The sequence below is a fragment of the Legionella stuttgartensis genome, assembly GCF_977063405.2.
The window spans coordinates 56,380-79,419 of sequence record NZ_CDRUHA020000059.1; the positions used below are offsets into that span (position 1 = coordinate 56,380).

Genomic DNA, 23,040 nt, shown 5'->3' on the forward strand with positions numbered 1-23,040 from the left:
TCATCTTAATTTAAAATTGAAATAGTGGTGAAAATGCCATATGCCTTAGCTCATTGAGCCACTGTTCCCTTGGTTTTCCACCTGGTGCCGTAGGTTCATTCCAATTATTTTTACACCAAAGATAAATATCCAGGCTCTTCATTTGGCTAAAATCATTTATCGCATGTAATAACTGCTCATCAATAGATAAAATACTCTTATATCCTTCTATCATCCAGGCAAATTTCGCAGCCCACTTAGAATAGGGATTACCGCATAAATCTAAAAAAGGCTTAGCAATATCAGCCATAAACCAATGATAAACTGGCTCATCAAAGTCAATAAAATGAATGTTTTTGCCGTCAAACAACACATTTCCTGGACGATGATCGCCGTGTGTCAAACCGAAATTAACATTATTTATTTTAAAAGTTCTGAAGTGCTCGTCAATAGTGTGGAATAAATCCTGGATAGCGGAGTCTTCATAAGCAAGGTAACCAGCCGTTTCCTCCCATAAGTCCTTCCAACTTCTAAAATGATGGTCATCCGCCTGATAAGTTCCTGCAGCGCGATGCAAACGAGCCAATGCTTGCCCCCAGTGAACGTATGCATTTTTATCCTGATATTCGAAATGCATGATTGTTCCCGGAACTTCCGAACAAACTTGAGTTAAAAAATGAAGCTCCTCTTGCACAACAGTTTCAATATAATATCCATTTTTCGATATAAGTACTTCACAAACTGGAGCATCATTTTGAAACAAGTGTTGTTGAAAATCGATGGCAGCTAGTAATTCTTTTTCAGGACGAATATTTTCATGAGTTATGCGTAAATAGAATCCTTTACCCTCAGACTCAAAACGATACACACAATTGATTTGGTTATTTACCAACTGCAAATTACCTGGATTTTCTACCCATTGCGATGCAGCTTTAAAAGCTGTTTTATTGCTGATTTTTTTTAAGGTATTTTCCCAAACCATAACGTTAACCTAATAAGTTGTTTACCCTGGGACTAGACTTAATCGAAAACACTCTTCAATTCGTCCCCTATCGTGAAACTCAATGATTGCATCCAATATTTGTTCAACATCGCCTTTTTCAGCCCAAAAACTCTGAAAAGCCAAAGGATGTTTCGCTCTAACATTCTTTTTAGAAATTTCTTGAGGATTTTCTATTGCTTTGGATAGTGTATTTAATAATGTAATCTTATCTTTTATTTTTTCATTTCCTGGACCAATTTGATCCTCCAGTAATTTCAATTTGTTCTGAATCAGCCCTACAAGATAAGGCTTAGCTTCTCCTCTATCCATTCTTCGAATTACTGCACTGTAATCACAACATGTAAACATTCTGTGATGTTTAGGTTCTACTTCCTTATTTTGCGGGTTAAAAATTGCCTCCTTATTCACAATTGCATCCTGCGTTACATCAGGCTTGCTCAAATGAAGCCAACCTTTGATAAGTTGTTTTACAGAATAGGGAGCCATACGCCACAATAAATCTACACCAGTAAATAAGACTGCTGTAATTGAAAACACTGTGCCGACAACTGGAGCTATAGGAAAAAGTAAAGCAAAAACCACCGCACCTAAAGCTGAGGATAAAAAAGCCATGGCAAACGCGTTACTTAAAGCGGCCTGCTTATAATGCATCCGTTGAATACTGTCTTTTGGAGATTCAAAGGCTCTATATAAGTTGAGTCCAAACATCATGAGCTGATGAGTTAATGCCACTAGTAAACTACTAAAGAAAAACCAAGGGCCTGCAGCAAAGCTAAAATCAAGAATCTTCGAAATTGCAGCACCATAAAGTGATACACTGGCTAAAACAGCACAAACCGCAGAAGTAGCAAAAAGTGACCACTTATCCACATTGCGATTGCTGGCTTTTGTAAGTTGATATCCATTAATTAAGGCATTTACAGTTAATAAGAAGCCAATAAAAGGCAAAATGATATAGAACAAAGGAGATACGCTAAATGCCGCTGAAAGTCTTGCGTCAGCCATCGTAGCAAATAAAGCGATTTCCTGAGTTTCTCTAATGTATGTAATCGCCTTCTGGAAGTGAGTAACAAACATAAAGCCACCTGATAAATTATTATTATTCCTTTTTGCTTGGGCTCAATACCCAATAAGAACGCTTAAAGCATAACCTGACTACTGAGAGCCATAATGAAGTTTATGATAATCTCACAAAACTCTAGATTATGGCCGCATCAATAGTCAGGCTATGTTTCTGCTGTGTAGCTGTTTATTATTGCCGCAAATGTGGGAACAAAATAACATCCCGGATTGACTGAGAGTTTGTAAACAACATGACCAAACGATCAATACCTATACCCTCTCCGGCTGTAGGAGGCAATCCATATTCCAATGCCTCGATATAATCACTGTCAAAATGCATGGCTTCTAAATCACCTGCATCTTTTTCTTCAACTTGCTTACGGAAACGCTCGGCCTGATCTTCTGCATCATTTAACTCAGAAAATCCATTGGCGATTTCTCGACCAGCTATAAAAAACTCAAAGCGATCAGTCACATCTGAATCATTATCACTACGACGTGCCAAAGGTGAAATTTCAGTTGGATAACCCGTAATAAACGTAGGCTGAAATAATTGATGTTCGACAGTTTCTTCAAACAATATGATTTGCAGCTTCCCTAAACCATCCGTTTCTTTGAAAGGAAACCCTTTTTTCTTCAATATCTCACGACAACTTACGATACTTTCTAACTGTTGAGCGTTGATTTCTGGATGATAATATAAAATTGCTTCTTTCACCGTCATACGCGCAAACGGCTTATTAAAATCAATAATTTGACCTTGATATTCAACCTGCCGTTTTTCCATCACTGTATCACAGAGGTAGCGTAATAATTCTTCGGTAAAATTCATCAAGTCTTTATAGTCTGCATAGGCTTGATAAAATTCCACCATAGTAAATTCCGGATTATGACGCGTTGAAATTCCTTCATTGCGGAAATTACGGTTAATTTCATAAACACGCTCAAATCCACCAACAACGAGACGTTTTAGATACAGTTCTGGCGCGATACGCAAATACATAGTCATATCCAAAGTATGATGATGTGTCACAAAAGGACGTGCCAAAGCGCCACCCGGGATAGGATGCATCATGGGTGTTTCTACTTCCAGATAATAGTGTTGATCCATAAACTGTCTAAACGCTTGAATCAATCGCGAACGTGTTAAAAAAGTAAGACGACTTTCATCGTTAGCAATTAAATCTACGTAGCGCTTACGATATTTAACTTCTTGGTCAGCTAAACCATGAAATTTATCAGGTAAGGGGCGCAATGATTTTGTCAATAACTCAATATCCTCTGCATTTACAGTAAGCTCACCTGTATTTGTCTTAAACAACTCCCCTTTAACCCCAACGATATCGCCTAAATCCCAATGCTTGAACTCCTCATATTGCTCGGGAAGATCATTGGCACGAATATATACTTGAATCCGACCTGAAAAATCTTGAATATGAAAAAAACTGGCCTTGCCCATAATACGTCTCAATACAATGCGACCGGCAACAGTAACCTTAACATGCTGTTCTGCTAAAGTTTCTTTATCTAATGAATCATAATGTTTTATGACCTCTTCAGCTAAATTTTCACGACGAAATTGGTTTGGAAAATTAAAACCTTTTGTACGTAACTCAGCTAATTTTTGTTTACGAATATAATAAACTTCGCTTTCATCTATATGTTCAATTTGCTCTTCACTCATGCTGCCCTACTCCTGCCTTTAAACTGGCTTCAATAAATTGATCCAACGCCCCATCCAATACAGCTTGTGTATTGCTTGTTTCAACACTGGTCCGTAGATCTTTAATACGAGATTGATCCAATACGTATGAACGAATTTGAGATCCCCAACCTATATCTGATTTACTGGCTTCTAATGCTTGCTGCTCTGCATTTTTCTTTTGCATTTCCAATTCATATAACTTGGCACGCAGCTGTTTCATTGCCTGATCTTTATTGCGATGCTGGCTTCGATCATTCTGGCATTGTACTACAATTCCACTTGGTGCATGAGTAATACGCACTGCTGAATCAGTTCGGTTAACATGCTGTCCACCGGCCCCGGAAGCTCGGTACGTATCAATACGTAAGTCGGCAGGGTTAATTTCTATATCAATATCATCATCAACTTCAGGCGAAACAAATACTGCTGCAAAAGAAGTATGTCGTCTATTTCCTGAATCAAAAGGAGATTTTCGCACTAAACGGTGCACCCCACTTTCCGTACGCAACCATCCAAAAGCATACTCTCCTTTAAAATAAATAGTGGCACTTTTAATACCGGCAACCTCGCCTGGGGAACACTCAATTAGTTCTGTAGTAAACCCGTGTTGTTCACCCCAGCGTAAATACATGCGCAATAACATCTCGGCCCAATCTTGGGCTTCAGTTCCACCAGAACCTGATTGAATATCTAAGTACGCATTTGAGTCGTCCATTTTTCCGGAAAACATTCGACGAAACTCTAAATCAGCAACTTTTTTCTCAATGGAAAATAGCTCTTCGCCAATTTCATTGATAGTTTGTTCGTCACCTTCCTCACGCGCAATTTCAAACAATTCATTTAGATCAGTAATGGATTGACCTAAGCAAGTTAAAGTTGAAACCACTCCTTCCAGCTGGGTTCGTTCACGACCCAGGGCTTGAGCAACCTCCGGATTATCCCAAACATTAGAGGACTCCAACTCTCGAACGACTTCTTCTAAACGCTCACTCTTAGCATCAAAGTCAAAGATACCCCCTAAGCGCTTCTACTCGCTTAATAAGATCCACCAGATTAAGATTAATTTGGTTTACTTCTAACATAAGTGTCTCTTTAAAAATAGTAATTAGGTCATAGCTCTAATCTTCACACTGCCTGCGTGGAGCAGTCTACGATAAGATAAAGCGCGACTAAGTAAAAAATAAGTTTGGGATTTTACCGTGAAAGTAGGCAAAAAAACAGCTATGGAGTCTTCATTGCAGTCCGATAAGCTTGCAAATTCATTAATAAATCAGCTTCTGCTGGAGATAAATGACAACTTTCAACAATTTCATCTCGATTTCCACCCATTTCCAAAATACGCAAAGCATGGCGATAACCGCCATCATTAGCTCGTTTATTTTCTAAATCCTGAATTTGATTATCCATACTAATCAATTGAGTATTTATCTCTTTTAATTGTTTAGAGAATAATAAATCGGCATGAATCAACATGGGATGGTCCTTAGTGATTTGCTCAATTAGTTTTTGCTGTATATCCAATTGTTCCTGAAAATGAATAAACTTCTTCCGCTGATTAAATAAGTAATTCAGTAAAAATAAAAAAATAACCCCATTTACACTTAAAATAAAAGTAATCATTTTATATTTATATCCTTATTTCCGATGACTACACGATGAGCTGCTGGATGACTTAGCTCTGGATTTAAAAGACGAGGAATATTTCTATCCAAAGCAATGATGATAATCACCCTACGATTTGCAGCCCGTCCTTGTTCTGTAACATTATCAGCAACAGGATATTGTTCTCCATATCCCGTCACTAAAATGCGATTTGTTGCAATCCCAAATGAATTTAGAATACGGCCCACAACTGCTGCGCGCATCGCAGAGAGCTCCCAATTTGACGGAAATTGTGGGGTTTCTATAGGAATATTGTCTGTATATCCCTCAATGGCAATAATAGAAGATGATTTTTTAATTTTACTGGCCAATCGCATTAATTTAACAAAGGCTTCTGGTTTTAAATCGGATTCACCGGAGTCAAATAAAGCACCTGATTTAATATCTAACTCAACCCACCCTTCTTGTCGATTGATTTTATAATTCCCATCTTCCAACTCTGCTAATGATTGATTTAGTTCATCAAGCCCATCTTTAAAAGGACTTTGAAACTGTTTGGTTTGTGGTCCGTCTTTTATACTTTTCGTTGATTTGAGTGCCCGAGCTTCATCTTTTTTATTGAACGCTGATTTCATTCCCTCAGAAAGGGAGCGATACTTTGAAATATTTACAGAAGAAATAGCATACATCACTACAAAGAAGGCAAATAGCAAGGTAATAAAATCTGCATATGAAACAACCCAACGATGATTATCGTTATGTTGTTCATTTCTTTTTTTTCTTTTTTTCATCTTTCTTCTGTTGGCCAAAATTATTGAGTTTTAACAGCAAAATTCCTGGACTTTCTCCAGAAGCGATCGCAACTAACCCTTCTACAATCATTTCGTCATAGTGCACTTGACGAGCAATACAACTTTTTAATTTATTCGCCACCGGTAAAAAAATAAGATTGGCCATTCCCACTCCATATATCGTAGCTACGAATGCTACTGCAATACCTAATCCCAATTCACTAGGTTCCGATAAATGGCGCATTACTTGAATCAGCCCCAATACTGCTCCCAATATTCCTATAGTTGGACTGTATCCCCCCATACTTTCAAAAACTTGTGCTGCATGGGAGTCATGCGCTTCGACACGATCAATCTCATCCTCTAGAACTTGTCTTATAGTGAGTTTATCTACGCCAATAACTAACAACTCTAATCCTTTACTAATGAGGGGATTTTTTTCAACTTCCAAATGCTCTTCCAAGGAAAGCAAACCCAGCTGACGGGCTTTTCGTGCCAAATCAAACATCTTGTTGCGGCAGTGTTCAAATTCGAGTTTGGGAGGTTTGATAACCCAGGGTAAAATTTTAAAGGCTCTTTTAAAAGTACCTAGTGGTGTTTGCACCATAACAGCACCTACTGTTCCCCCGAGCACTATTAACAATGCAGAAAAGTTCAATAGGGTCTGCATGCTCCCACCTTCTAACATCTGCCCTACTGTAATAGCTAAAAAACTGACTAACATCCCTATTAAAGTTAATGCATCCATTCATTTTATTCCGGTAATCGTGATTTAATACGATGTGTTGCCTGACTGAGGATTTGTGAAACACGTGACTCACTAACGCCAATAACCTCTCCAATTTCCTTTAGATTTAAATCTTGTTCGTAATATAAAGAAAGTACCATGCGCTCTTTTTGAGGCAATCCACGAATTACGTCCGATAAACGCCGCATTAAATCGCTATGAAATACATTAACATGAGGCTCGGTAGAAGCGTATCCATCTTCGACTTGTAGGGCATCGTCAGTAACACCCAAATCTTCAAAACCATATAAATGACTGCTTACAGAGTCTTGTAACATTTCATGGTATTCATTAAGTGGTATTCCGAGTTCAGCTGCTATTTCTGAATCTTTGGCCTCTCTTCCTAATCGGTGCTCAACGGATTTCACTGCTTCAGAAATCATTCGTGCATTACGATACACTGAACGAGGAACCCAATCATTACGCCTTACTTCATCAAGCATATATCCTCGGATTCGGATTCCCGCATAGGTTTCAAATGAAGCACCCTTGGAAGAATCATAATGTCTTGTTGCTTCCAGCAAACCGAGCATCCCCGCTTGTATTAAATCATCGAGTTGTACACTTTGCGGTAACCGCCCCAATAAATGATGTGCTATGCGCTTAACCAACAAGGCATGAGTTTTTACCAGCGTCTCTTGAATTTGCTGGTTCACTTTGCTATAGGCAGCCAAAGCATCCACATTAATCTCCTTAAAAGTCACCCGCTACTAAACGTTCTAAAAAGAAACTGGTATTACCGCCCAGCAGGGAACTAGGTGGCCACTCAGATACTTCGTCTGCTAACTGTCTCATCGCCAAAGCAGCAGCGGAATCAGGATAAGCAATTAATACGGGTTTTTGCATTTTCACTGCCCTGTGTATGTGTTCATCAAAAGGAACCGCTCCTAAATAGTCTAGCTGAACCTCAAGAAATTGCTCGGAAACTTTGAATAATTTATTAAATAATTCTCGTCCATCACGCTCATTTCTCACCATATTGGCTAGAATATGGAACCGTGTCCATTCATAACGCTTGCTCATTACTTTAATTAAAGCATATGCATCGGTTAATGACGTGGGTTCATCACATACAACAACGATTAATTCTTGCGATGAACGAGTAAAACTTAAAACCGTGTCAGATATACCTGCAGCAGTATCTATAATCATGTAGTCTAAATCATCAGTAAGCTCATTAAACGCATCAATAATTCCAGCCAGCTCTGGTGGAGAGAGTTGTGTCATAAACTCTGTTCCGGAAGCGGCGGGAATGACACTAATACCATTAGGACCTGGCAAAATAATGTCACTTAAATGACAGATTCCCTGAATTACATGCGATAAATTATATTTAGTATGCAGCCCCAGCATAATATCGATATTTGCCAATCCCAAATCAGCATCAAGCAGCATTACTTTTTTATTAAGCTGAGCCAATCCAACTGCCAAATTAACAGAAACGTTGCTCTTGCCAACTCCGCCCTTTCCCGCCGAGACTGCAATTACTTTAATCGGCTTAGCACGCGATAGATTTCTCAGCCCCGAAGCTTGATCACTTATATTTCGTCTCACTTTAGACATGATATTCTCTCCCAGCACTTTGATGTGCTTTCCTAACATTATCTGTCTGAAACAGTTGTGCTTCCTGTTCAGCAAATAACTCAACGAGCTGATGGCGTGTTGCCATTTTAATGTCTTCCGGTACACGTTGTCCGTGTGTCAAATAGCTCACACCTAAACCCGATTCAATAAGTGCACTGAGTGCACCGCCTACAGCTAACGATTCATCCAATTTTGTCAAAATACACTGATCAATTTGATCTGCTTCATAACGTCTTATCGCATCAATTAATACTTGGTAATGACTTGTTGCCGGTAAAACTAAAACCTTAGAAATCGACTGCAAATAAGTGCCTAACACATGCATTTGTTTTACAACACGTTCATCTGCAGGGTTCATTCCAGCGGTATCAATCAAAATTAATTTCTTATCATTTAATTGCCGTAACACGCGCGCCAAAGAAATCTCATCTTGAGCAACACACACCTTAACTCCTAAAATTTTTCCATACATCATGAGTTGTTCTTGGGCTGCGATTCGATAAGTATCCATAGTCACCAGGCCTAACTTATCTGCGCCAAATCTCAAAGTAAATCGCGCTGCAATTTTAGCCAATGTTGTCGTTTTTCCAACACCAGTTGGTCCAACAAAAGCATAAACACCGCCCTCTTCTATTCGACGTGTATCACAAATGCTTAATTGATCTGTAATAAGATTCAGTACAGATTCCCACCCTCTTTGTTGATTTAAATCAGGTCTTACCGAACATGCCCAAGTCGCAGCAGTGGTATGACTTACCCCCAGATACAAAAGTTTCTGAAGTAAAATAGTATGTAAAGGCTCATGGACCCCCACATTTCCTCTTAATTGTGCTTCGAGCATCCCTCTTAAAGTTTGAATCTCCTGACGCATATCCTCAAGCGGGGTTTGCATTTGAAATTTAGGAGTCTGACTGATGGGTTCAGCACAAGCTACCGCTGCTGAAGTTGACAGAATGGTTTCATCAAAATCAATCGCAGCAACAACTTCCACGCCTCCATCAACATGGTGGCTGGATAAAATGACAGCATCTGCACCAAGTGTCTCTTTAATTTGTTTCATAGCGCTGCGTGTATCGGCCGCAACAAAACGTTTTAATTTCATAAAGCCTCCTGCTTATGAAGAAATTTGTCACTATTCACGCAATGCCTCTATAGAAATTGTAGCCTGCTTGTAGGAAAACTGAGAAGTTTATAACTTGGAATTGCTCTATTGCATTATCATTCCAAATTCTCAGTTCTTCATTTTTATCCTACTGTGCCTACTATTCTTATTTGTTTATTATCAGGAATCTCCTGATAAGACAAAACATGAAAGTCATAAGATATATTACGCACAAATCGTGCCAACACTGCGCGTATCCCTGGCTGTACGACTAATACAGAGCTCTCTTGTTTTGCCTGCTGTTGCATTGCTAATTGAGTCAATGAATGTTGTATTTTATCTGCCATTCCTGGCTCGAAATTTACGCCCCCAGATCCACTGCTCTGAATAATGTTTTGCAATAATTGTTCCAACTCAGGTTTTAACGTAATAATAGGTAACTCCTCATGCACGCCACTGATTTTTTGAGTAATTAATCGAGATAAAGCGATACGAACCTGACTGATTAAATACTCCGTATCCTTAGATTTTGGCGCTAACTCCGCCAAAGTTTCGACTATAGTACGAATATCTGTTAGAGGAATATGTTCGATTAATAAACCTTGCAATACTTTACTAACCATTCCTAAGGAAAGACCATCAGGTACTAATTCTTTCACTAGTTTAGGGGAGCTTACTGCAAGTTTATCTAAAAGCTGTTGGGTTTCTTCATAACCTAACAATTGCTGACTGTTTTGCTCTAGTATTTGGCTTAAGTGTGTAGCAACAACTGTTGAAGAGTCGACTACAGTATAACCTAAGGTATGTGCTTGCTCTCTTTGACTTTCATTAATCCAAACCGCTTCCATACCAAAGGCTGGATCACGAGTTTTTATTCCCTCAATTTCGCCAAAAATTTGTCCAGGGTTTATAGCCAAGCACCGATCAAGATGAATCGCCGCTTCTCCCATAACTACTCCTGCCAAACTAATTCGATAATGGTTAGGTTTTAAATCCAAATTATCACGTACATGTACTGAAGGAATTAGAAAACCCAGCTCTTGTGATATTTTCTTGCGTACCCCTTTAATACGAGAAAGTAAAACGCCCCCTTGTGCTTGATCCACTAAAGGTATTAAACGATATCCTACTTCAAGACTTATTACATCGACAGGATTCACATCATCCCAAGACAATTCAGTCGAAATATTCGCATTTGGAACTGCAAGAGAGTCATTTTCCTGAGTAAGTTGCTCCTTTTGTTTTGCTTTGTCTTGCTGGAGAAATAAATAGGCAATTCCTGCCAAACCTGCAGAAAGAAGTATAAATGCAACATGAGGCATTCCAGGAATAATACCAATCAATCCAATAATACCCGATGCAATAATCAAAGAACGTGGATTGGCAAGTAACTGAGAAATTACCGCATGCCCCATATTTTGTGCACTTGAAACTCGAGTCACAATGATGGCCGCTGCGGTAGATAAAACTAACGAGGGCACTTGCGCCACTAAACCATCACCAATGGTTAATAGAATATAGTTATGCAGGGCATCAGAAACACTCATTCCATGCTGAAAAACCCCAATAATCAGTCCACCGATAATATTAACTACTAGAATTAAAATCCCGGCAATTGCATCGCCACGAACGAATTTACTCGCACCATCCATCGAACCATAAAAATCTGCTTCTTGCGCTACTTCCAATCGACGTTTTACTGCCTGCTCCTGGTTAATTAAACCTGCATTCAAATCCGCATCAATTGCCATTTGCTTTCCAGGTAAAGAATCCAAGGTAAAGCGCGCACTTACTTCGGATACACGGCCAGCACCTTTAGTTACTACAACAAAATTGATGACTACTAGAATCATAAAAACAACCAAACCTACTGCATAGTTTCCGCCAATAACTACTTCACCAAATGATTGAATCACATGCCCAGCCGCATCAGTACCTTTATAACCATTTAATAAAACGACTCGAGTTGAGGCAACGTTTAACGCCAAGCGTAATAATGTTGCAAGTAAAATAACGGTTGGAAATACAGCAAAATCTAAAGGTCTTTCGCTATAAATCACCGCTAACAAAACTACAAGTGACAAAGCGATATTAAAAGTAAAAAACATATCCAATAAAAATGGAGGCAAAGGCAACATCATCATGCCAAGCATTATGATTAGAACTAAGGGTGTACCCAAACCTTGGCGCATCCAATATTGCATATACTGTAATGCTTTATTCATTAGCAGCCTCCTCTGCATCACGCACTAACTCTGGTGGAATAGGAACATTCTGTAATACAGAAGGTTTATAGTCATAACGTTCCTTGTTACGCAGTTGAAATACATAAGCTAAAACCTGAGCTACAGCGACATAAAGTCCTCTGGGTATTTCTGCATTTAATTTTGTCGAAAAATAAAGCGCTCGAGCCAGAGGAGGCACTGAAATAATGGGAATTTGATGTGACGTAGCAATTTTATTGATTTGAAAGGCAATCAAATCTTTACCCTTTGCAACTACTATTGGCGCTTTATGGTTTTTTTCTTTATAACTGATCGCAACAGCATAATGAGTGGGGTTTGTTAGCACAACATTAGCTTTAGCTATTTCATTCATCATTCGTCGTCTTGATATCTCTTGTTGCGCACGACGAATAGCGCTTTTTATTTCGGGCTTACCTTCCATTTCTTTGTATTCATCTCGCAATTCCTGCATAGTCATTTTCATGTTTTTTTGATGCTCATATAATTGAAAAGGTACATCAAAAGCAGCGATCAAAATCAAACTAGCAGCAATCAAAACAAAAGATTTCACTACGATCAGGCTACCGCTGCTAATCGCTGTTTCTATAGGAACATGCGCTAAATGAAGTAATTCAGGAATTTGTGCTTTAAGTACTATAATGGCAACTGCTGCGACTAAGAGAAATTTGAAGAATGACTTGGACATCTCGACAAAACCTTTCAATGAAACCATACGTTTGAGTCCTTGAAATAAATTGAGTCGCGAAAACTTAGGTTGTAACACTTGGGCACTGAATACCCACCCGCCCATCAGCAAAGGCGCTGCCAAGGTCACGAGAAAAATAACCACTAATAATGGCATTAAGGACCAAAATCCCATCTTAGCTAGAAAAAACAAGCGCTCCACGCTTACAACTGAAGTCAGTGTAACTCGCGTATCGAATTCAAATGCATGGCGCATCATAACTGCTAATTGCATTGCTAATTGCTTTCCAAAAACCAAGAATCCTAAAGCAGTAAAAAGTAATGTTACTGTGGTATTGAAATCTCTTGAACGAGCAACCTGACCTTTTTTACGCGCATCTCTAAGTCGCTTGGCCGAGGGCTGTTCCGTTTTTTCTTGTGTCTGTTCTTGATCACTCATCAAGGTAATATCCCTATCATAAAACGCATGCCCTCTTTGATAAGATCTGCCATTTGTACTGCAATACTCGACAACCCTACCTTAATCACTACCATTCCCATAATTAAAGTAATGGGAAATCCTAAAGAAAAAATATTTAATTGAGGCGCAGCGCGAGACATAATTCCGAATGCAAGACTCACAATAAGTAAAGACAGTAAAGCAGGAATTGAAATCAGAAGAGCCTGCTTAAACATCCATCCCGAAAATAAAACAACATTCCACACCATTGATTGACTTACCGATAACTGTCCTATAGGCATTAATCTAAAACTATCTAATAAGGTTTCAAAAACGGTTAAATGGCCATTAAGTGACAAAAATATTAAGGTCATCATCATTGAATAAAACTGACTGACCAATGGAACACTTGCTCGGCTTGAAGGATCCACCATCAGCGCAAAACTGAGACCTGCCTGCATCGCAATAATTTGTCCTCCTAAAACAAATACCTGAAAAACAAGCTGTAAGACAAATCCCATCAATAGTCCAAAGAGGACTTCCTGGATGATATAAGCTAAATAAAGTCCATTGAAATTCAGGAACGAAAGCTCTTTAGGAACCATAAAGGCACAGACGCAACTTAAAACGAAAAGCAGAATAATTTTAATACGAGCTGGTAATAATACAGAAGAAAACACAGGTACAGTAAGTAGCAATCCACCAATGCGCCCCATGGGCCAAATAATCTGACTTATCATATGTATTATTATTGGATAATCCAGTTTCATCTGCAGCTAACCGATTAAGTAAGGAATATTGGTAATTAAAGAATCGGTATAATTCACCATAGTCTTCAATAACCACGGACCGGCAAATACGAGCATTAAAAAAGTAATAAATAATTTGGGTATAAAACTTAAGCTTGTTTCATTAATTTGTGTTGCTGCCTGAAACATAGAAACAATCACACCAACAATCAAACCAGGAAGAATGAGTACCATTATCAATAACAGCATCAAATACACACCTTCACTGAATATAGAAACTACAGACTCTGGAGTCATTTTATTTCCCTATAATTTTTATTTTCCCTATAATTCATAATCTGGATGCAAATGAATTTTTAACTCGTAGCAAAACTCGACGCCAACGATCCCAAAATAAGTGTCCACCCATCGACCATTACAAACAGCATAATCTTAAAGGGTAATGAGATAATCAAAGGTGATAGCATCATCATACCCATAGCCATCAGAACACTTGACACCACCATATCAATAATTAAAAAGGGTAAAAACAAAATGAAGCCAATCTGGAACGCTGTTTTTAATTCACTCGTTATGAATGCAGGAATCACCACACTCATTGGCACTTCATTGAGGTTTGCCGGATTATTTTGCGCAAATTTTTCAAATAATGACAAATCATTTTTACGCGTTTGATTTAACATAAACTCACGCAAAGGAACCTGTGCATTTGCTAATGCTTGAGGAAATTTCATAGTCTCTGCGAGATAAGGCTGCACTGCCGTATCATTGATTTTATTAAAAACTGGAGACATCACAAAATAGGTCATGAACAATGCGATACCAATTAAGATTTGGTTTGTAGGAGTCTGCGCCAAACCAATAGCTTGACGTAATATAGAAAGTACAATAATTATCCTTGTAAAAGCCGTCATTGCCATTAACATCCCAGGCAAAACAGTTAACAAAGTCATAAAAATTAAAATTTGCAGATTAACACTATAAGTTTGCTCACCGTTCGCTCCAGGTTGTACAGTCATAGCTGGTAATGATAAAGGGGCAGCCTGTAAAGCAAGAGGAACCAAACCCAACAAAATGATGCATACAGTAGCTAGGACAAAACGCAGCGCCACTCGAGGTTTATAAGAACTGTCGCTTTTTATGTTATAGGAGGAAGATCGCATCATTAAATTCATTGTGTTCATCTTATGATTTCTTAACAGATTTAAGTAGATCTGCAAACGAAGTTTTATTTATGGAATCAAAACCTGTAGGTAATTGTTCACCAAAATCGTAAAGCAGCGTGACATGTCCAGAACCCGAACCAACCAGCAAATAACGTGCCCCCACTTTTAACAAGGTAATTTTTTCCTTGGGGCCTAAAATCATACTCGCTACTGATTGAAATCCTTTTGTCGAGCCCATTTGCATACTATGTAAGCGCTTCATCACCCAAGACAATACAAGGATAATCAATAAAACTAACAATAAGCCCATAAACACCCGCAGGAGTTCTCCCTGATTAAGTGCAGTTTGCATCATCTTAATCGCTTAATTCGTTCTGCTTTGCTGACGATATCGGTTAATCGCACACCAAATTTATCATTAACCACGACCACTTCCCCGTGAGCAACTAAAGTCCCATTGACTAAAACATCAAGCGGATCACCAGCTAAACGATCAAGGGCAACAATGCCTCCTTGGTTTAGTTGGAGTAAATTACGAATAGTCATTTTGGTACGACCGATTTCTACGGTCACTGATACGGGGATATCCAAAATCAAATCCATTTTTTCACTGTCTGCTTCCTGAGGAAGAGTATTCGATGGTTTTGGTTGTTCAATTGCTTCTTGAGACATTACTCATCTCCTAATAACTAATATTTTTTATTATTTTTACAGCACGCTTGTCATTTGTCGTACCTTGAGTTGCCGTAAAGCCTGGGGTTCCTTCAATATCTAAAGTAACTATTTCTTTCATTTCCATAGGTATAAAATCACCTACTTGCCATGACATCACAGCACCAAGAGTGCTTGTTGTCTCTGCCATTACTGAACTCACAGTTAATTCAACATCCATTAACTCTTCTTTTAGCGATTTGACCCAGTTCGGATCAATCTCATCATCTGGACGAGAAGCACCAAGTTCCAATTGTTCTTTGATTGGTTCGACCATGGAATAAGGCAACACAAAGTAGAAAATACCTATTTCTTTACCGAAATCCATAGAAAAACGCGCAACTAATAGCATTTCTTCAGGTTCGGCTATGTTGACCAATTGAGGGTTTGTTTCATCATTAAATTTAGTGATATCAATCTGAATAATGGGTTTCCAGGCTTGAGTCAGGTTGGCAATAAGCTTTTTCGTGATCACATCCATAACACGCAACTCAGTCGCTGTAAAATCCGTTCTGTCTTTTTGGGCAAAGAATTGAGAACTACCCCCAAAATAATAGTCGACAAGATCATAGACAAATGTACTATCAAAAAGGATTATTCCTTTTCCTCGTAATGGTTTGAATTTAAAAATACTCATTAAGCTTGGGTTGGGCAAACTTTCCATGAAGTCGCGATGTTTTATAATAAGTAGTGAATCTTGCTTAATCTCAAAATCCTTGGCAGTCACATTATAGATATCAGATGCAAATAAGCGCACGGCACGGTCATAAATTCTATCCAATACAGGCAACTTGCCTTTGACGATACGTTCCTGAGCAGTAAAATTGAGTGTTTTTACATCATTTTCTTTTTTTATTTCAATAGGCTCAAATGCGGAATCTGCTGCATCTTTTTTACTACTTTTTGCTTTCTTATGATCCGATTTTTCTTTAGTAACTGATGGACCCTCTGATTCTTGGTGTTCCTCTTCCGGGGATTCACCAACTGTTTTCAGTAATGCATCTATTTCTTCTTGTGATAAAACGTTTTTATCAGCCATATAAGCAATCCATACTATTTTTAAACTTGAATTTCAGTCATTAAATTCAAGTACTCATCATGATTTTTCTATTGAATACCCTTATGCAAACTATATGCCATTTATAAAAAAGTCCTGTCATTTAGTAGAAGTGTGCCTGGGTTATGGATATCTCATCCCGAACAAAGTGAGGGATCTCCTGAAGATTAGCATCCATATAACCCAGGAGATCCTTCGTCGTATACTCGTCACGATGAGGAGGTCGCGAAGATTACCAAGAAATCAGTGCCATGTTTGATTTGACAGTTACAAAGTCATATGCCAATCATTTGACAATCAAACGAAATAAATTGGAAAAAATGCAATACAACTCTACTCATTAATTTCTTGCTGACATTTTGCCTTTGCCATCTTTCGACAATTATCCTGACAATCAATTTCAGTAGAGTTCAGACATTGTGAATTAATACAATCTTGGCTTGTATTGTGAAAACACTGAGTTCTGTCATATTTTTGTGCACCTAAATAATCCTGAGGAATATCTGCTGCATAAACAGAAAGGGAAAAGAGAAAGCCTAGAAAGATTGAAATAGTTTTCATCATAATTCCTTTTAAATATGTTTCTAAATGAATTATAGTCTTAAAATATTGGAAATAATGAAAGAACATATAAAAATGCACAGCAAAACAAAAGTATTCACCAATTTTAGCCGTGCGCACTTTAGCCAGTCGTTCTGTTTACGTCCAGACAGCGAAGAACAACTTGCTGATTACCTTGCTCATAATCCCCAGAAAAACATTCTCGTACGTGGTTCAGGACTATGCTACAACGACAGTTGTTTTAATACGAATGGTTTTATTATTGATAGCGAGCGCTTGAATCACTTTATCGATTTTAACCCTGAAACAGGGGTCGTACTCTGTCAGGGAGGAGTACCGCTGAGAGATTTATTTTTAGTGCATCCCGATTTTATTCCCCCTGTCCTGCCAGGAACTGTTCATGCTACAGTTGCAGGTGGCATTGCTCATGATGTGCATGGAAAAAATAATCATCACGAAGGTAGTTTTGGACACCATCTTATTGAATTCGATTTACTGATTGGAAGTGAGAAAATTCATTGCAGCCGTAAGGAAAATAGCGAATTATTTCATGCCACGATTGCAGGTTTTGGCCTTACAGGAATTATTACTCGGGCAGCACTCCGTCTTAAAAAAGCTCCTCGTTTTGTTCAAGCCACACATAAACAATTTGAATCACTTCAAGCACTTACTGAATGTATGATAACAACGGGCATTCACCATGATTATCAAGTAGCCTGGCTTGATCTCCTTCATCCTATTCCCCGTGCTATTTTTTCTGTAGCGGATTATTGCAAACCATTCGAAGATAAAAAATTAAAGATCCACACTGTACCTAAAATTCCTTTTTCTTTAATCAGGCCCTGGGGTGTCAAATTATTTAATCAGCATTTTTTTAATCATAAAAAAGGGCAAGAAAAACTAACTCTTGAGCAATTTAATAATCCACTGGATAAACTCATCCATTGGAACAGACTTTATGGTCCTAAAGGACTAGTTCAATTCCAGGCAGTTTTTAGTACAGAGCATGCCCCAACCATTTTAGATCAATTAGTTCAATTGATGCGGCTACATCAAGCAACACCAACTCTTGCTGTACTCAAGCTGTTTACCCAATCTGGCGAAGGTTTGCTTTCCTTTTGTAAACCTGGATTTACACTGGCAGTTGATTTTATTCATAATATACAAGCGAGGCAGGCAATCTATGCCATGAATCAATTAATCACTGAAGTCAATGGTCGAGTGTATTTAGCTAAGGATTTCCTCTTAAATGAAGAACAATTTAAGAAGATGTATGATCGGCATGAGCAATTTTCTCAAACTCTTGAACGTCATGCATGTACTATGAACTCTGATCTGGCAAAACGATTAGGGATTAAAAAATGATACAAAGAACTTGGGTCATACTGGGCGCAACCTCCATCATTGCAGAAAAATTTGCTCATATTGTTGCCCAATCAGGACATCAATTAATTCTCGTAGGCCGCCAACAAAATCAACTCCAACTGATCGCAAATGATATCAAACTTCGATATCAAGTGAGCTGTGATGTACTTGTTCTAGATTTGATCGAGCAAGTTAATGACCTGCTCTCTGTTTTTAAAACAGAAAACCGCGAGCTCGATTTACTGATCGCACATAGCGACTTTACCGATAACGATCATTTGAATATTGACACCATTTCTCACCTCATCAAAGTAAATATTTTGACAACTACCTTGTTGATTCACACCTACTTAAATCGGCAGCAAAAAGAATATAATTTATTGTATTTAAGTTCTGTTGCTGCATGTCGTGGGCGCGCCAAAAATAGTCTGTATGGAGCAAGTAAAGCAAGCATTGAAATTTACCTTCAGGGTTTACAGCAAGCAGCCCACAATAATTTACACATCACCATTGCTCGCTTGGGTTTTATTGATACCAAACAAACTTATGGCATGCCCGGAATTTTTTATGCAGCCCCCGCGGGTTCTTGTGCAAAAGCTTGTTGGAAAGCACTACGAAAAAAGAAAAGACTATTTTATTATCCTTTTTTTTGGCGAATTATCATGGCAATAATTACTCGATTGCCATTCGTTCTTTATAAGAAAATGGGTAAGATGTGATATCAGATTGATTCGCTTTACATAGAATCATGCAACCCAGTGAAGCGTTTAATCCAAATCTCTGGCTCATCACACTCGTTTACTTCAAAATTTTAATCATTGGTAAAATTGTTTTTATCAAGCCAAAAAATTGTAAAATATAGATAACTAAAATAATAAGAACGAGTACATTTAATAAGCTTTTAATAGATGGCGGCATAGGTATGAACATATCGATTAGCCATAAAACCACCCCAAAGACAACGATTACAGCAATTAAATTCAAGAGCCCGGCCATAACTATCCTTTTTAATGATGATTCTGTTTAAAATTATAGCAGATTTACAAAGACTTAGGAGTTATGAAATTTACATAGCTTGGGTGCAGCACCACCCGGAAATCTGAAATCTTATTAACTCAGGTTCTGCTACGCTGTACCCAAGCAAATGATACGCCAGAAAAACTTATTCGCTTTTTGGGCTCTTCTCCTTCAAAAGATCACGAATTTCAGTTAATAATGTTTCTTCTCTAGTTGTTTTTTCTTTCTTTTCTTCTTTTTTTCTTAATAAAGAAAGTGCTTTAATTGCAATAAAAATTGAAAATGAAATGATAGTAAAGTCAATCACTGCTTGTAGAAACTCACCCCACTTTACAACCGCATCACCTACGATAAAGGTTTTTTTTGCGACATTCACTCCACCTAATATTAACCCAATTAAAGGCATAAGAATGCCGCTAACCAATGAACTAATAATTTTGCCAAATGCCGCGCCTATAACCACAGCGACGGAAAGATCAATCACATTCCCTTTAATCGCAAATTCTTTAAACTCTTTTAAAAAACTCATGTCATTTCCTTATGTAATGATTATTTTACAGGTAAGTAGCCTGGTGGAGAAACCCAGGCTACAGAAATACCATTTACGAATGACGCACCATTTCTCTAATTTCAGCTACTTTTTTCTCCAAATCAGATGGCACAACACCTCCTCCCTGAGCCATATCATCACGACCACCACCTTTTCCACAGAGATGTCTAACCAAAGTAGCTGCAGTAGGTGCTTTCCCTAAAATGTTCTTACTCACTCCAGCAATCACATTCATTTTATTTTGATCCACCGTAAATAAAACAATGACCGCTGAATCAAGTCTGGATTTCAGTTGATCCAAAGTAGTACGCATAGTTTGACTATCAACACCTTCCAATTGTTTCACCAGTAAACTGATTCCATTAATTTGTTCTACTTCATTGGCCAGATCGGCTCCTGACTTATGTGCTTTCTCACTTTGTAATTTGGCAATTTCTTTTTCTAAACTTCTACTTTCGGTGATAAGCTGTTCTATTTTATCCGGTAAGTTATTCGTTGTGGTTTTTAACAATGAAGCTAACTCACTTAACAGTGACTGTTGCTCATTGATCCAAACTAGCGCATAACGACCTGTTACCATTTCAATACGTCTTACACCACTTGCAATTCCGTATTCTGCAACAATTTTAAACAGCCCAATGTCGCCTGTCCGTCGTGCATGAGTTCCGCCACAAAGCTCTTTGGAGAACTCACCCATAGATAATACACGTACCTCATCGGTATATTTTTCTCCAAACAGAGCGACTGCTCCACTTTTTTTAGCGGAATCAATATCCATGATTCGCGTAACAACTTCGTGATTAGCTCGAATTTGATCATTAACTAATACTTCAATTTCTTTGATTTGTTCTGTGGTCAATGATTCAAAATGGGAAAAGTCAAAACGCGCGCGCTCCGCATCAACCAATGAACCTTTTTGTTGGACTTGCGGTCCGACTACTGTTTTTAAAGCAGCATGCAATAAATGAGTAGCTGTATGATTTAACCGAATTGCTTCTCGGCGCTCGTTATCTATTTCTGCTTTCACTAACTGATTTAAAGTTGCAGAGCCTTCTACTACTTCACCATAATGGACTATAGCGAATCCTTTTTTTTGGGTATCATCGACACGAAAACGAAAGCCAGGAAGCTTCAATACACCCTTACCTCCTACTGGGGAACGCAACTTTGAGCCAGTACTCGTCAATATTCCCTTATCACCTACCTGACCTCCACTTTCCGCATAAAAAGGTGTGTGATCTAAAACTACAGCTCCTTTCGCCCCCTTACTTAAGACTTCCACTTCATTTCCATCTAGAAGCAAAGCAATAATTTTTGCTTCTGTTTCTTTTTGTTCGTACCCATGAAAGTTAGATTGATAATCCAATTGGGCACTGGTGCTATAATCCACGCTGAACTGACTGGCAGCCTGAGACTGCTCTCTTTGCTGCTGCATCAATTGATTGAAGCCATCCATATCTACATAGAGGCCTTGCTCTCGAGCTATGTCAGCAGTCAAATCGACTGGAAAACCGTAGGTATCGTAAAGTTTAAATGCGATTTCCCCTGAGATTTCGTGGCCACCAAGAGAATGCATTTGCTCTTGCAAGAGACGCAATCCTTGATCGAGTGTGCGGGCAAACTGATTCTCTTCTTGGCTTAGAATTTTTTCTATATGAGCTTTTGTTTTTATCAATTCAGGATAAGCATCACCCATTACTGTAATTAAAGGCTCTACTAATCGTGAAAAAAATGGCGTTGGCAAACCTAGTTTATTACCATGCCTTATTGCCCTTCTAATGATTCTTCTTAGTACATAACCTCGCCCTTCATTGCCAGGTATCACGCCATCAGCAATTAAAAATGCGCAAGAACGAATATGATCGGCAATTACCTTTAGAGATGTGTGGTTTAAATCAGTAAGATTTCCAAGTTTTGCTGTCGTTTGAATTAGATATTGGAAAATATCCGTTTCATAATTGCTGTGCACGCCTTGAACCACTGCAGCAAGTCGCTCAAGTCCCATACCAGTATCTACAGAAGGTTTGGGTAGTGGATGCAAATTCCCATCTTTATCCCGATTAAATTGCATGAATACTAAGTTCCAGATTTCAATATATCGGTCCCCATCCTCATCAGGACTACCTGGAGGACCACCTGGAATTTCAGGACCATGATCGTAAAAAATCTCGGTGCATGGACCACAAGGACCTGTATCCCCCATAGACCAAAAATTATCTTTTTCACCGCAACGTGAGAAGCGTGCAGCCGAAACGTTCATTTCTTTTAACCAAATATCCTCTGCTTCCTGATCTTCTTTATAAACAGTCACCCACAAACGCTCTTCAGGCAAATGTAGAACTTGGGTTAAAAATTCCCAAGCAAATTTTATTGCTTCTCGCTTAAAATAATCACCGAAACTAAAATTACCCAACATTTCAAAAAATGTATGATGTCTTGCTGTATACCCCACATTTTCCAAATCATTGTGTTTCCCACCTGCACGTACACAACGTTGTGCAGAGACCGCTCGCTGATACGAACGTGTTTCAAGTCCTAAAAATAAGTCCTTAAATTGCACCATGCCCGCATTAGTAAATAATAAAGTAGGATCATTAGCAGGAATTAAGGAGCTGGACTCCACTAGTTGATGACCACGTTGTGTGAAATAATCAAAAAATGCTTCTCTAATTTCAGAACTTTTCATTTCGAATCAACACCAATTTGAGTTAATTTTAATTTTCGACCGTACTAGGGGAATGCGCAGTAATTGGGCTTAAGTTCAATAAACTCCCTCTCCCAGCAATGGGAGAGGGCTGGGGTGAGGGTAATAAATGCCCTCATCCACCCTAACGGGCACCTTCTCCCCTTTAGGGAGACGGGAATTTCGCTTAACTTAAA

24 protein-coding genes are annotated in these 23,040 nt (G+C 38.5%); 2 read left to right on the top strand and 22 right to left on the bottom strand.

Going from position 1 to position 23,040, the window contains the following annotated elements; translation table 11 throughout:
• Positions 1 to 10 precede the first annotated feature (10 nt).
• The 19 genes from ACWTEW_RS18475 to ACWTEW_RS18565 form a co-directional block, all read right to left on the bottom strand.
• On the bottom strand, positions 11 to 961 hold the full coding sequence (locus ACWTEW_RS18475; protein WP_454783121.1) for a phosphotransferase enzyme family protein: 951 nt from the start codon (positions 959 to 961) through the stop codon (positions 11 to 13).
• Positions 962 to 982: 21 nt separating this feature from the next.
• Complete coding sequence (locus ACWTEW_RS18480; RefSeq protein WP_454783122.1) at positions 983 to 2,059, bottom strand: hypothetical protein; 1,077 nt, start codon at positions 2,057 to 2,059, stop codon at positions 983 to 985.
• 175 nt (positions 2,060 to 2,234) lie between these two features.
• Entirely contained in the window at positions 2,235 to 3,728 is a 1,494-nt protein-coding gene (gene lysS, locus ACWTEW_RS18485) for a lysine--tRNA ligase (protein WP_454783123.1), read from the bottom strand.
• Positions 3,721 to 4,831 (bottom strand): peptide chain release factor 2 gene (gene prfB / locus ACWTEW_RS18490; RefSeq protein WP_454783124.1). Its coding sequence is split into 2 segments (ribosomal slippage): positions 3,721 to 4,755 and positions 4,757 to 4,831, totalling 1,110 coding nucleotides; the frame shifts between segments, so codons are not numbered across the junction. Before prfB ends, lysS begins: the two co-directional genes overlap by 8 nt.
• Positions 4,832 to 4,970: 139 nt before the next feature.
• Entirely contained in the window at positions 4,971 to 5,369 is a 399-nt protein-coding gene (locus ACWTEW_RS18495) for a DUF2802 domain-containing protein (RefSeq protein WP_454783125.1), read from the bottom strand.
• Complete coding sequence (locus ACWTEW_RS18500; protein WP_454783126.1) at positions 5,366 to 6,142, bottom strand: flagellar motor protein MotB; 777 nt, start codon at positions 6,140 to 6,142, stop codon at positions 5,366 to 5,368. The genes ACWTEW_RS18495 and ACWTEW_RS18500 overlap by 4 nt, the downstream gene beginning before the upstream one ends.
• The gene (locus ACWTEW_RS18505; RefSeq protein WP_454783127.1) at positions 6,117 to 6,890 is read right to left on the bottom strand and encodes a flagellar motor protein; all 774 of its coding nucleotides are present in this window, start codon (positions 6,888 to 6,890) and stop codon (positions 6,117 to 6,119) included. The genes ACWTEW_RS18500 and ACWTEW_RS18505 overlap by 26 nt, the downstream gene beginning before the upstream one ends.
• A 5-nt stretch (positions 6,891 to 6,895) precedes the next feature.
• The gene (locus tag ACWTEW_RS18510; protein WP_454783128.1) at positions 6,896 to 7,612 is read right to left on the bottom strand and encodes an RNA polymerase sigma factor FliA; all 717 of its coding nucleotides are present in this window, start codon (positions 7,610 to 7,612) and stop codon (positions 6,896 to 6,898) included.
• A 10-nt stretch (positions 7,613 to 7,622) separates the two neighbouring features.
• The gene (locus ACWTEW_RS18515) at positions 7,623 to 8,492 is read right to left on the bottom strand and encodes a MinD/ParA family protein (RefSeq protein ID WP_454783129.1); all 870 of its coding nucleotides are present in this window, start codon (positions 8,490 to 8,492) and stop codon (positions 7,623 to 7,625) included.
• Positions 8,485 to 9,615 (bottom strand): flagellar biosynthesis GTPase FlhF, encoded by a 1,131-nt coding sequence (flhF, locus tag ACWTEW_RS18520; protein ID WP_454783130.1) that lies wholly within the window; start codon positions 9,613 to 9,615, stop codon positions 8,485 to 8,487. Before flhF ends, ACWTEW_RS18515 begins: the two co-directional genes overlap by 8 nt.
• 143 nt (positions 9,616 to 9,758) lie before the next feature.
• A complete protein-coding gene (flhA, locus tag ACWTEW_RS18525) occupies positions 9,759 to 11,840 on the bottom strand; it encodes a flagellar biosynthesis protein FlhA (RefSeq protein WP_454783131.1) in 2,082 nt (693 codons plus the stop codon).
• Entirely contained in the window at positions 11,833 to 12,984 is a 1,152-nt protein-coding gene (flhB, locus tag ACWTEW_RS18530) for a flagellar biosynthesis protein FlhB (RefSeq protein WP_454783132.1), read from the bottom strand. Before flhB ends, flhA begins: the two co-directional genes overlap by 8 nt.
• Positions 12,984 to 13,754: a flagellar biosynthetic protein FliR gene (fliR, locus tag ACWTEW_RS18535; RefSeq protein ID WP_454783133.1), complete on the bottom strand. Its 771-nt coding sequence runs from the start codon at positions 13,752 to 13,754 to the stop codon at positions 12,984 to 12,986. The genes flhB and fliR overlap by 1 nt, the downstream gene beginning before the upstream one ends.
• 6 nt (positions 13,755 to 13,760) lie before the next feature.
• Positions 13,761 to 14,030: a flagellar biosynthesis protein FliQ gene (gene fliQ, locus ACWTEW_RS18540; RefSeq protein ID WP_454783134.1), complete on the bottom strand. Its 270-nt coding sequence runs from the start codon at positions 14,028 to 14,030 to the stop codon at positions 13,761 to 13,763.
• Positions 14,031 to 14,089: 59 nt separating this feature from the next.
• Positions 14,090 to 14,917 (bottom strand): flagellar type III secretion system pore protein FliP, encoded by an 828-nt coding sequence (fliP, locus tag ACWTEW_RS18545; protein WP_454783135.1) that lies wholly within the window; start codon positions 14,915 to 14,917, stop codon positions 14,090 to 14,092.
• Position 14,918: 1 nt separating this feature from the next.
• Complete coding sequence (fliO, locus tag ACWTEW_RS18550) at positions 14,919 to 15,251, bottom strand: flagellar biosynthetic protein FliO (RefSeq protein WP_454783281.1); 333 nt, start codon at positions 15,249 to 15,251, stop codon at positions 14,919 to 14,921.
• Positions 15,251 to 15,571: a flagellar motor switch protein FliN gene (fliN, locus tag ACWTEW_RS18555; RefSeq protein WP_076547449.1), complete on the bottom strand. Its 321-nt coding sequence runs from the start codon at positions 15,569 to 15,571 to the stop codon at positions 15,251 to 15,253. The genes fliO and fliN overlap by 1 nt, the downstream gene beginning before the upstream one ends.
• A 10-nt stretch (positions 15,572 to 15,581) precedes the next feature.
• Positions 15,582 to 16,649, bottom strand: coding sequence for a flagellar motor switch protein FliM (gene fliM, locus ACWTEW_RS18560; protein ID WP_454783136.1), 1,068 nt, complete (start codon positions 16,647 to 16,649; stop codon positions 15,582 to 15,584).
• Positions 16,650 to 17,000: 351 nt separating this feature from the next.
• On the bottom strand, positions 17,001 to 17,231 hold the full coding sequence (locus ACWTEW_RS18565; RefSeq protein WP_454783137.1) for a hypothetical protein: 231 nt from the start codon (positions 17,229 to 17,231) through the stop codon (positions 17,001 to 17,003).
• A 72-nt stretch (positions 17,232 to 17,303) separates the two neighbouring features.
• Between ACWTEW_RS18565 and ACWTEW_RS18570 the strand changes: the two genes are divergently transcribed.
• Both ACWTEW_RS18570 and ACWTEW_RS18575 read left to right on the top strand, forming a co-directional pair.
• Positions 17,304 to 18,593 (top strand): FAD-binding oxidoreductase, encoded by a 1,290-nt coding sequence (locus tag ACWTEW_RS18570; protein WP_454783282.1) that lies wholly within the window; start codon positions 17,304 to 17,306, stop codon positions 18,591 to 18,593.
• Positions 18,590 to 19,312, top strand: a complete 723-nt coding sequence (locus ACWTEW_RS18575) for an SDR family NAD(P)-dependent oxidoreductase (protein WP_454783138.1) — start codon at positions 18,590 to 18,592, stop codon at positions 19,310 to 19,312. Before ACWTEW_RS18570 ends, ACWTEW_RS18575 begins: the two co-directional genes overlap by 4 nt.
• A 79-nt stretch (positions 19,313 to 19,391) precedes the next feature.
• Here the strand turns inward: ACWTEW_RS18575 and ACWTEW_RS18580 are convergent, their stop codons facing one another.
• The 3 genes from ACWTEW_RS18580 to alaS form a co-directional block, all read right to left on the bottom strand.
• Positions 19,392 to 19,589, bottom strand: a complete 198-nt coding sequence (locus ACWTEW_RS18580; protein WP_454783139.1) for a Thivi_2564 family membrane protein — start codon at positions 19,587 to 19,589, stop codon at positions 19,392 to 19,394.
• A gap of 166 nt (positions 19,590 to 19,755) precedes the next feature.
• A complete protein-coding gene (gene mscL, locus ACWTEW_RS18585) occupies positions 19,756 to 20,139 on the bottom strand; it encodes a large-conductance mechanosensitive channel protein MscL (RefSeq protein ID WP_454783140.1) in 384 nt (127 codons plus the stop codon).
• A 73-nt stretch (positions 20,140 to 20,212) separates the two neighbouring features.
• Positions 20,213 to 22,846 (bottom strand): alanine--tRNA ligase, encoded by a 2,634-nt coding sequence (gene alaS / locus ACWTEW_RS18590; RefSeq protein ID WP_454783141.1) that lies wholly within the window; start codon positions 22,844 to 22,846, stop codon positions 20,213 to 20,215.
• Between the last annotated feature and the right edge of the window lie 194 nt (positions 22,847 to 23,040).

Bases quoted from the DNA above. Each gene is read 5' to 3' on its own strand.
- ACWTEW_RS18580 (WP_454783139.1), bottom strand. From the start codon at position 19,589: ATGGCCGGGCTCTTGAATTTAATTGCTGTAATCGTTGTCTTTGGGGTG.
- fliQ (WP_454783134.1), bottom strand. From the start codon at position 14,030: ATGACTCCAGAGTCTGTAGTTTCTATATTCAGTGAAGGTGTGTATTTG.
- ACWTEW_RS18570 (WP_454783282.1), top strand. From the start codon at position 17,304: ATGCACAGCAAAACAAAAGTATTCACCAATTTTAGCCGTGCGCACTTT.
- fliR (WP_454783133.1), bottom strand. From the start codon at position 13,754: ATGAAACTGGATTATCCAATAATAATACATATGATAAGTCAGATTATT.
- fliP (WP_454783135.1), bottom strand. From the start codon at position 14,917: ATGAACACAATGAATTTAATGATGCGATCTTCCTCCTATAACATAAAA.
- flhB (WP_454783132.1), bottom strand. From the start codon at position 12,984: ATGAGTGATCAAGAACAGACACAAGAAAAAACGGAACAGCCCTCGGCC.
- mscL (WP_454783140.1), bottom strand. From the start codon at position 20,139: ATGAGTTTTTTAAAAGAGTTTAAAGAATTTGCGATTAAAGGGAATGTG.
- flhF (WP_454783130.1), bottom strand. From the start codon at position 9,615: ATGAAATTAAAACGTTTTGTTGCGGCCGATACACGCAGCGCTATGAAA.
- fliM (WP_454783136.1), bottom strand. From the start codon at position 16,649: ATGGCTGATAAAAACGTTTTATCACAAGAAGAAATAGATGCATTACTG.
- ACWTEW_RS18505 (WP_454783127.1), bottom strand. From the start codon at position 6,890: ATGGATGCATTAACTTTAATAGGGATGTTAGTCAGTTTTTTAGCTATT.
- flhA (WP_454783131.1), bottom strand. From the start codon at position 11,840: ATGAATAAAGCATTACAGTATATGCAATATTGGATGCGCCAAGGTTTG.
- alaS (WP_454783141.1), bottom strand. From the start codon at position 22,846: ATGAAAAGTTCTGAAATTAGAGAAGCATTTTTTGATTATTTCACACAA.
- ACWTEW_RS18495 (WP_454783125.1), bottom strand. From the start codon at position 5,369: ATGATTACTTTTATTTTAAGTGTAAATGGGGTTATTTTTTTATTTTTA.
- ACWTEW_RS18500 (WP_454783126.1), bottom strand. From the start codon at position 6,142: ATGAAAAAAAGAAAAAAAAGAAATGAACAACATAACGATAATCATCGT.
- ACWTEW_RS18480 (WP_454783122.1), bottom strand. From the start codon at position 2,059: ATGTTTGTTACTCACTTCCAGAAGGCGATTACATACATTAGAGAAACT.
- ACWTEW_RS18565 (WP_454783137.1), bottom strand. From the start codon at position 17,231: ATGATGAAAACTATTTCAATCTTTCTAGGCTTTCTCTTTTCCCTTTCT.
- lysS (WP_454783123.1), bottom strand. From the start codon at position 3,728: ATGAGTGAAGAGCAAATTGAACATATAGATGAAAGCGAAGTTTATTAT.
- ACWTEW_RS18575 (WP_454783138.1), top strand. From the start codon at position 18,590: ATGATACAAAGAACTTGGGTCATACTGGGCGCAACCTCCATCATTGCA.
- fliN (WP_076547449.1), bottom strand. From the start codon at position 15,571: ATGTCTCAAGAAGCAATTGAACAACCAAAACCATCGAATACTCTTCCT.
- ACWTEW_RS18475 (WP_454783121.1), bottom strand. From the start codon at position 961: ATGGTTTGGGAAAATACCTTAAAAAAAATCAGCAATAAAACAGCTTTT.
- fliO (WP_454783281.1), bottom strand. From the start codon at position 15,251: ATGCAAACTGCACTTAATCAGGGAGAACTCCTGCGGGTGTTTATGGGC.
- ACWTEW_RS18515 (WP_454783129.1), bottom strand. From the start codon at position 8,492: ATGTCTAAAGTGAGACGAAATATAAGTGATCAAGCTTCGGGGCTGAGA.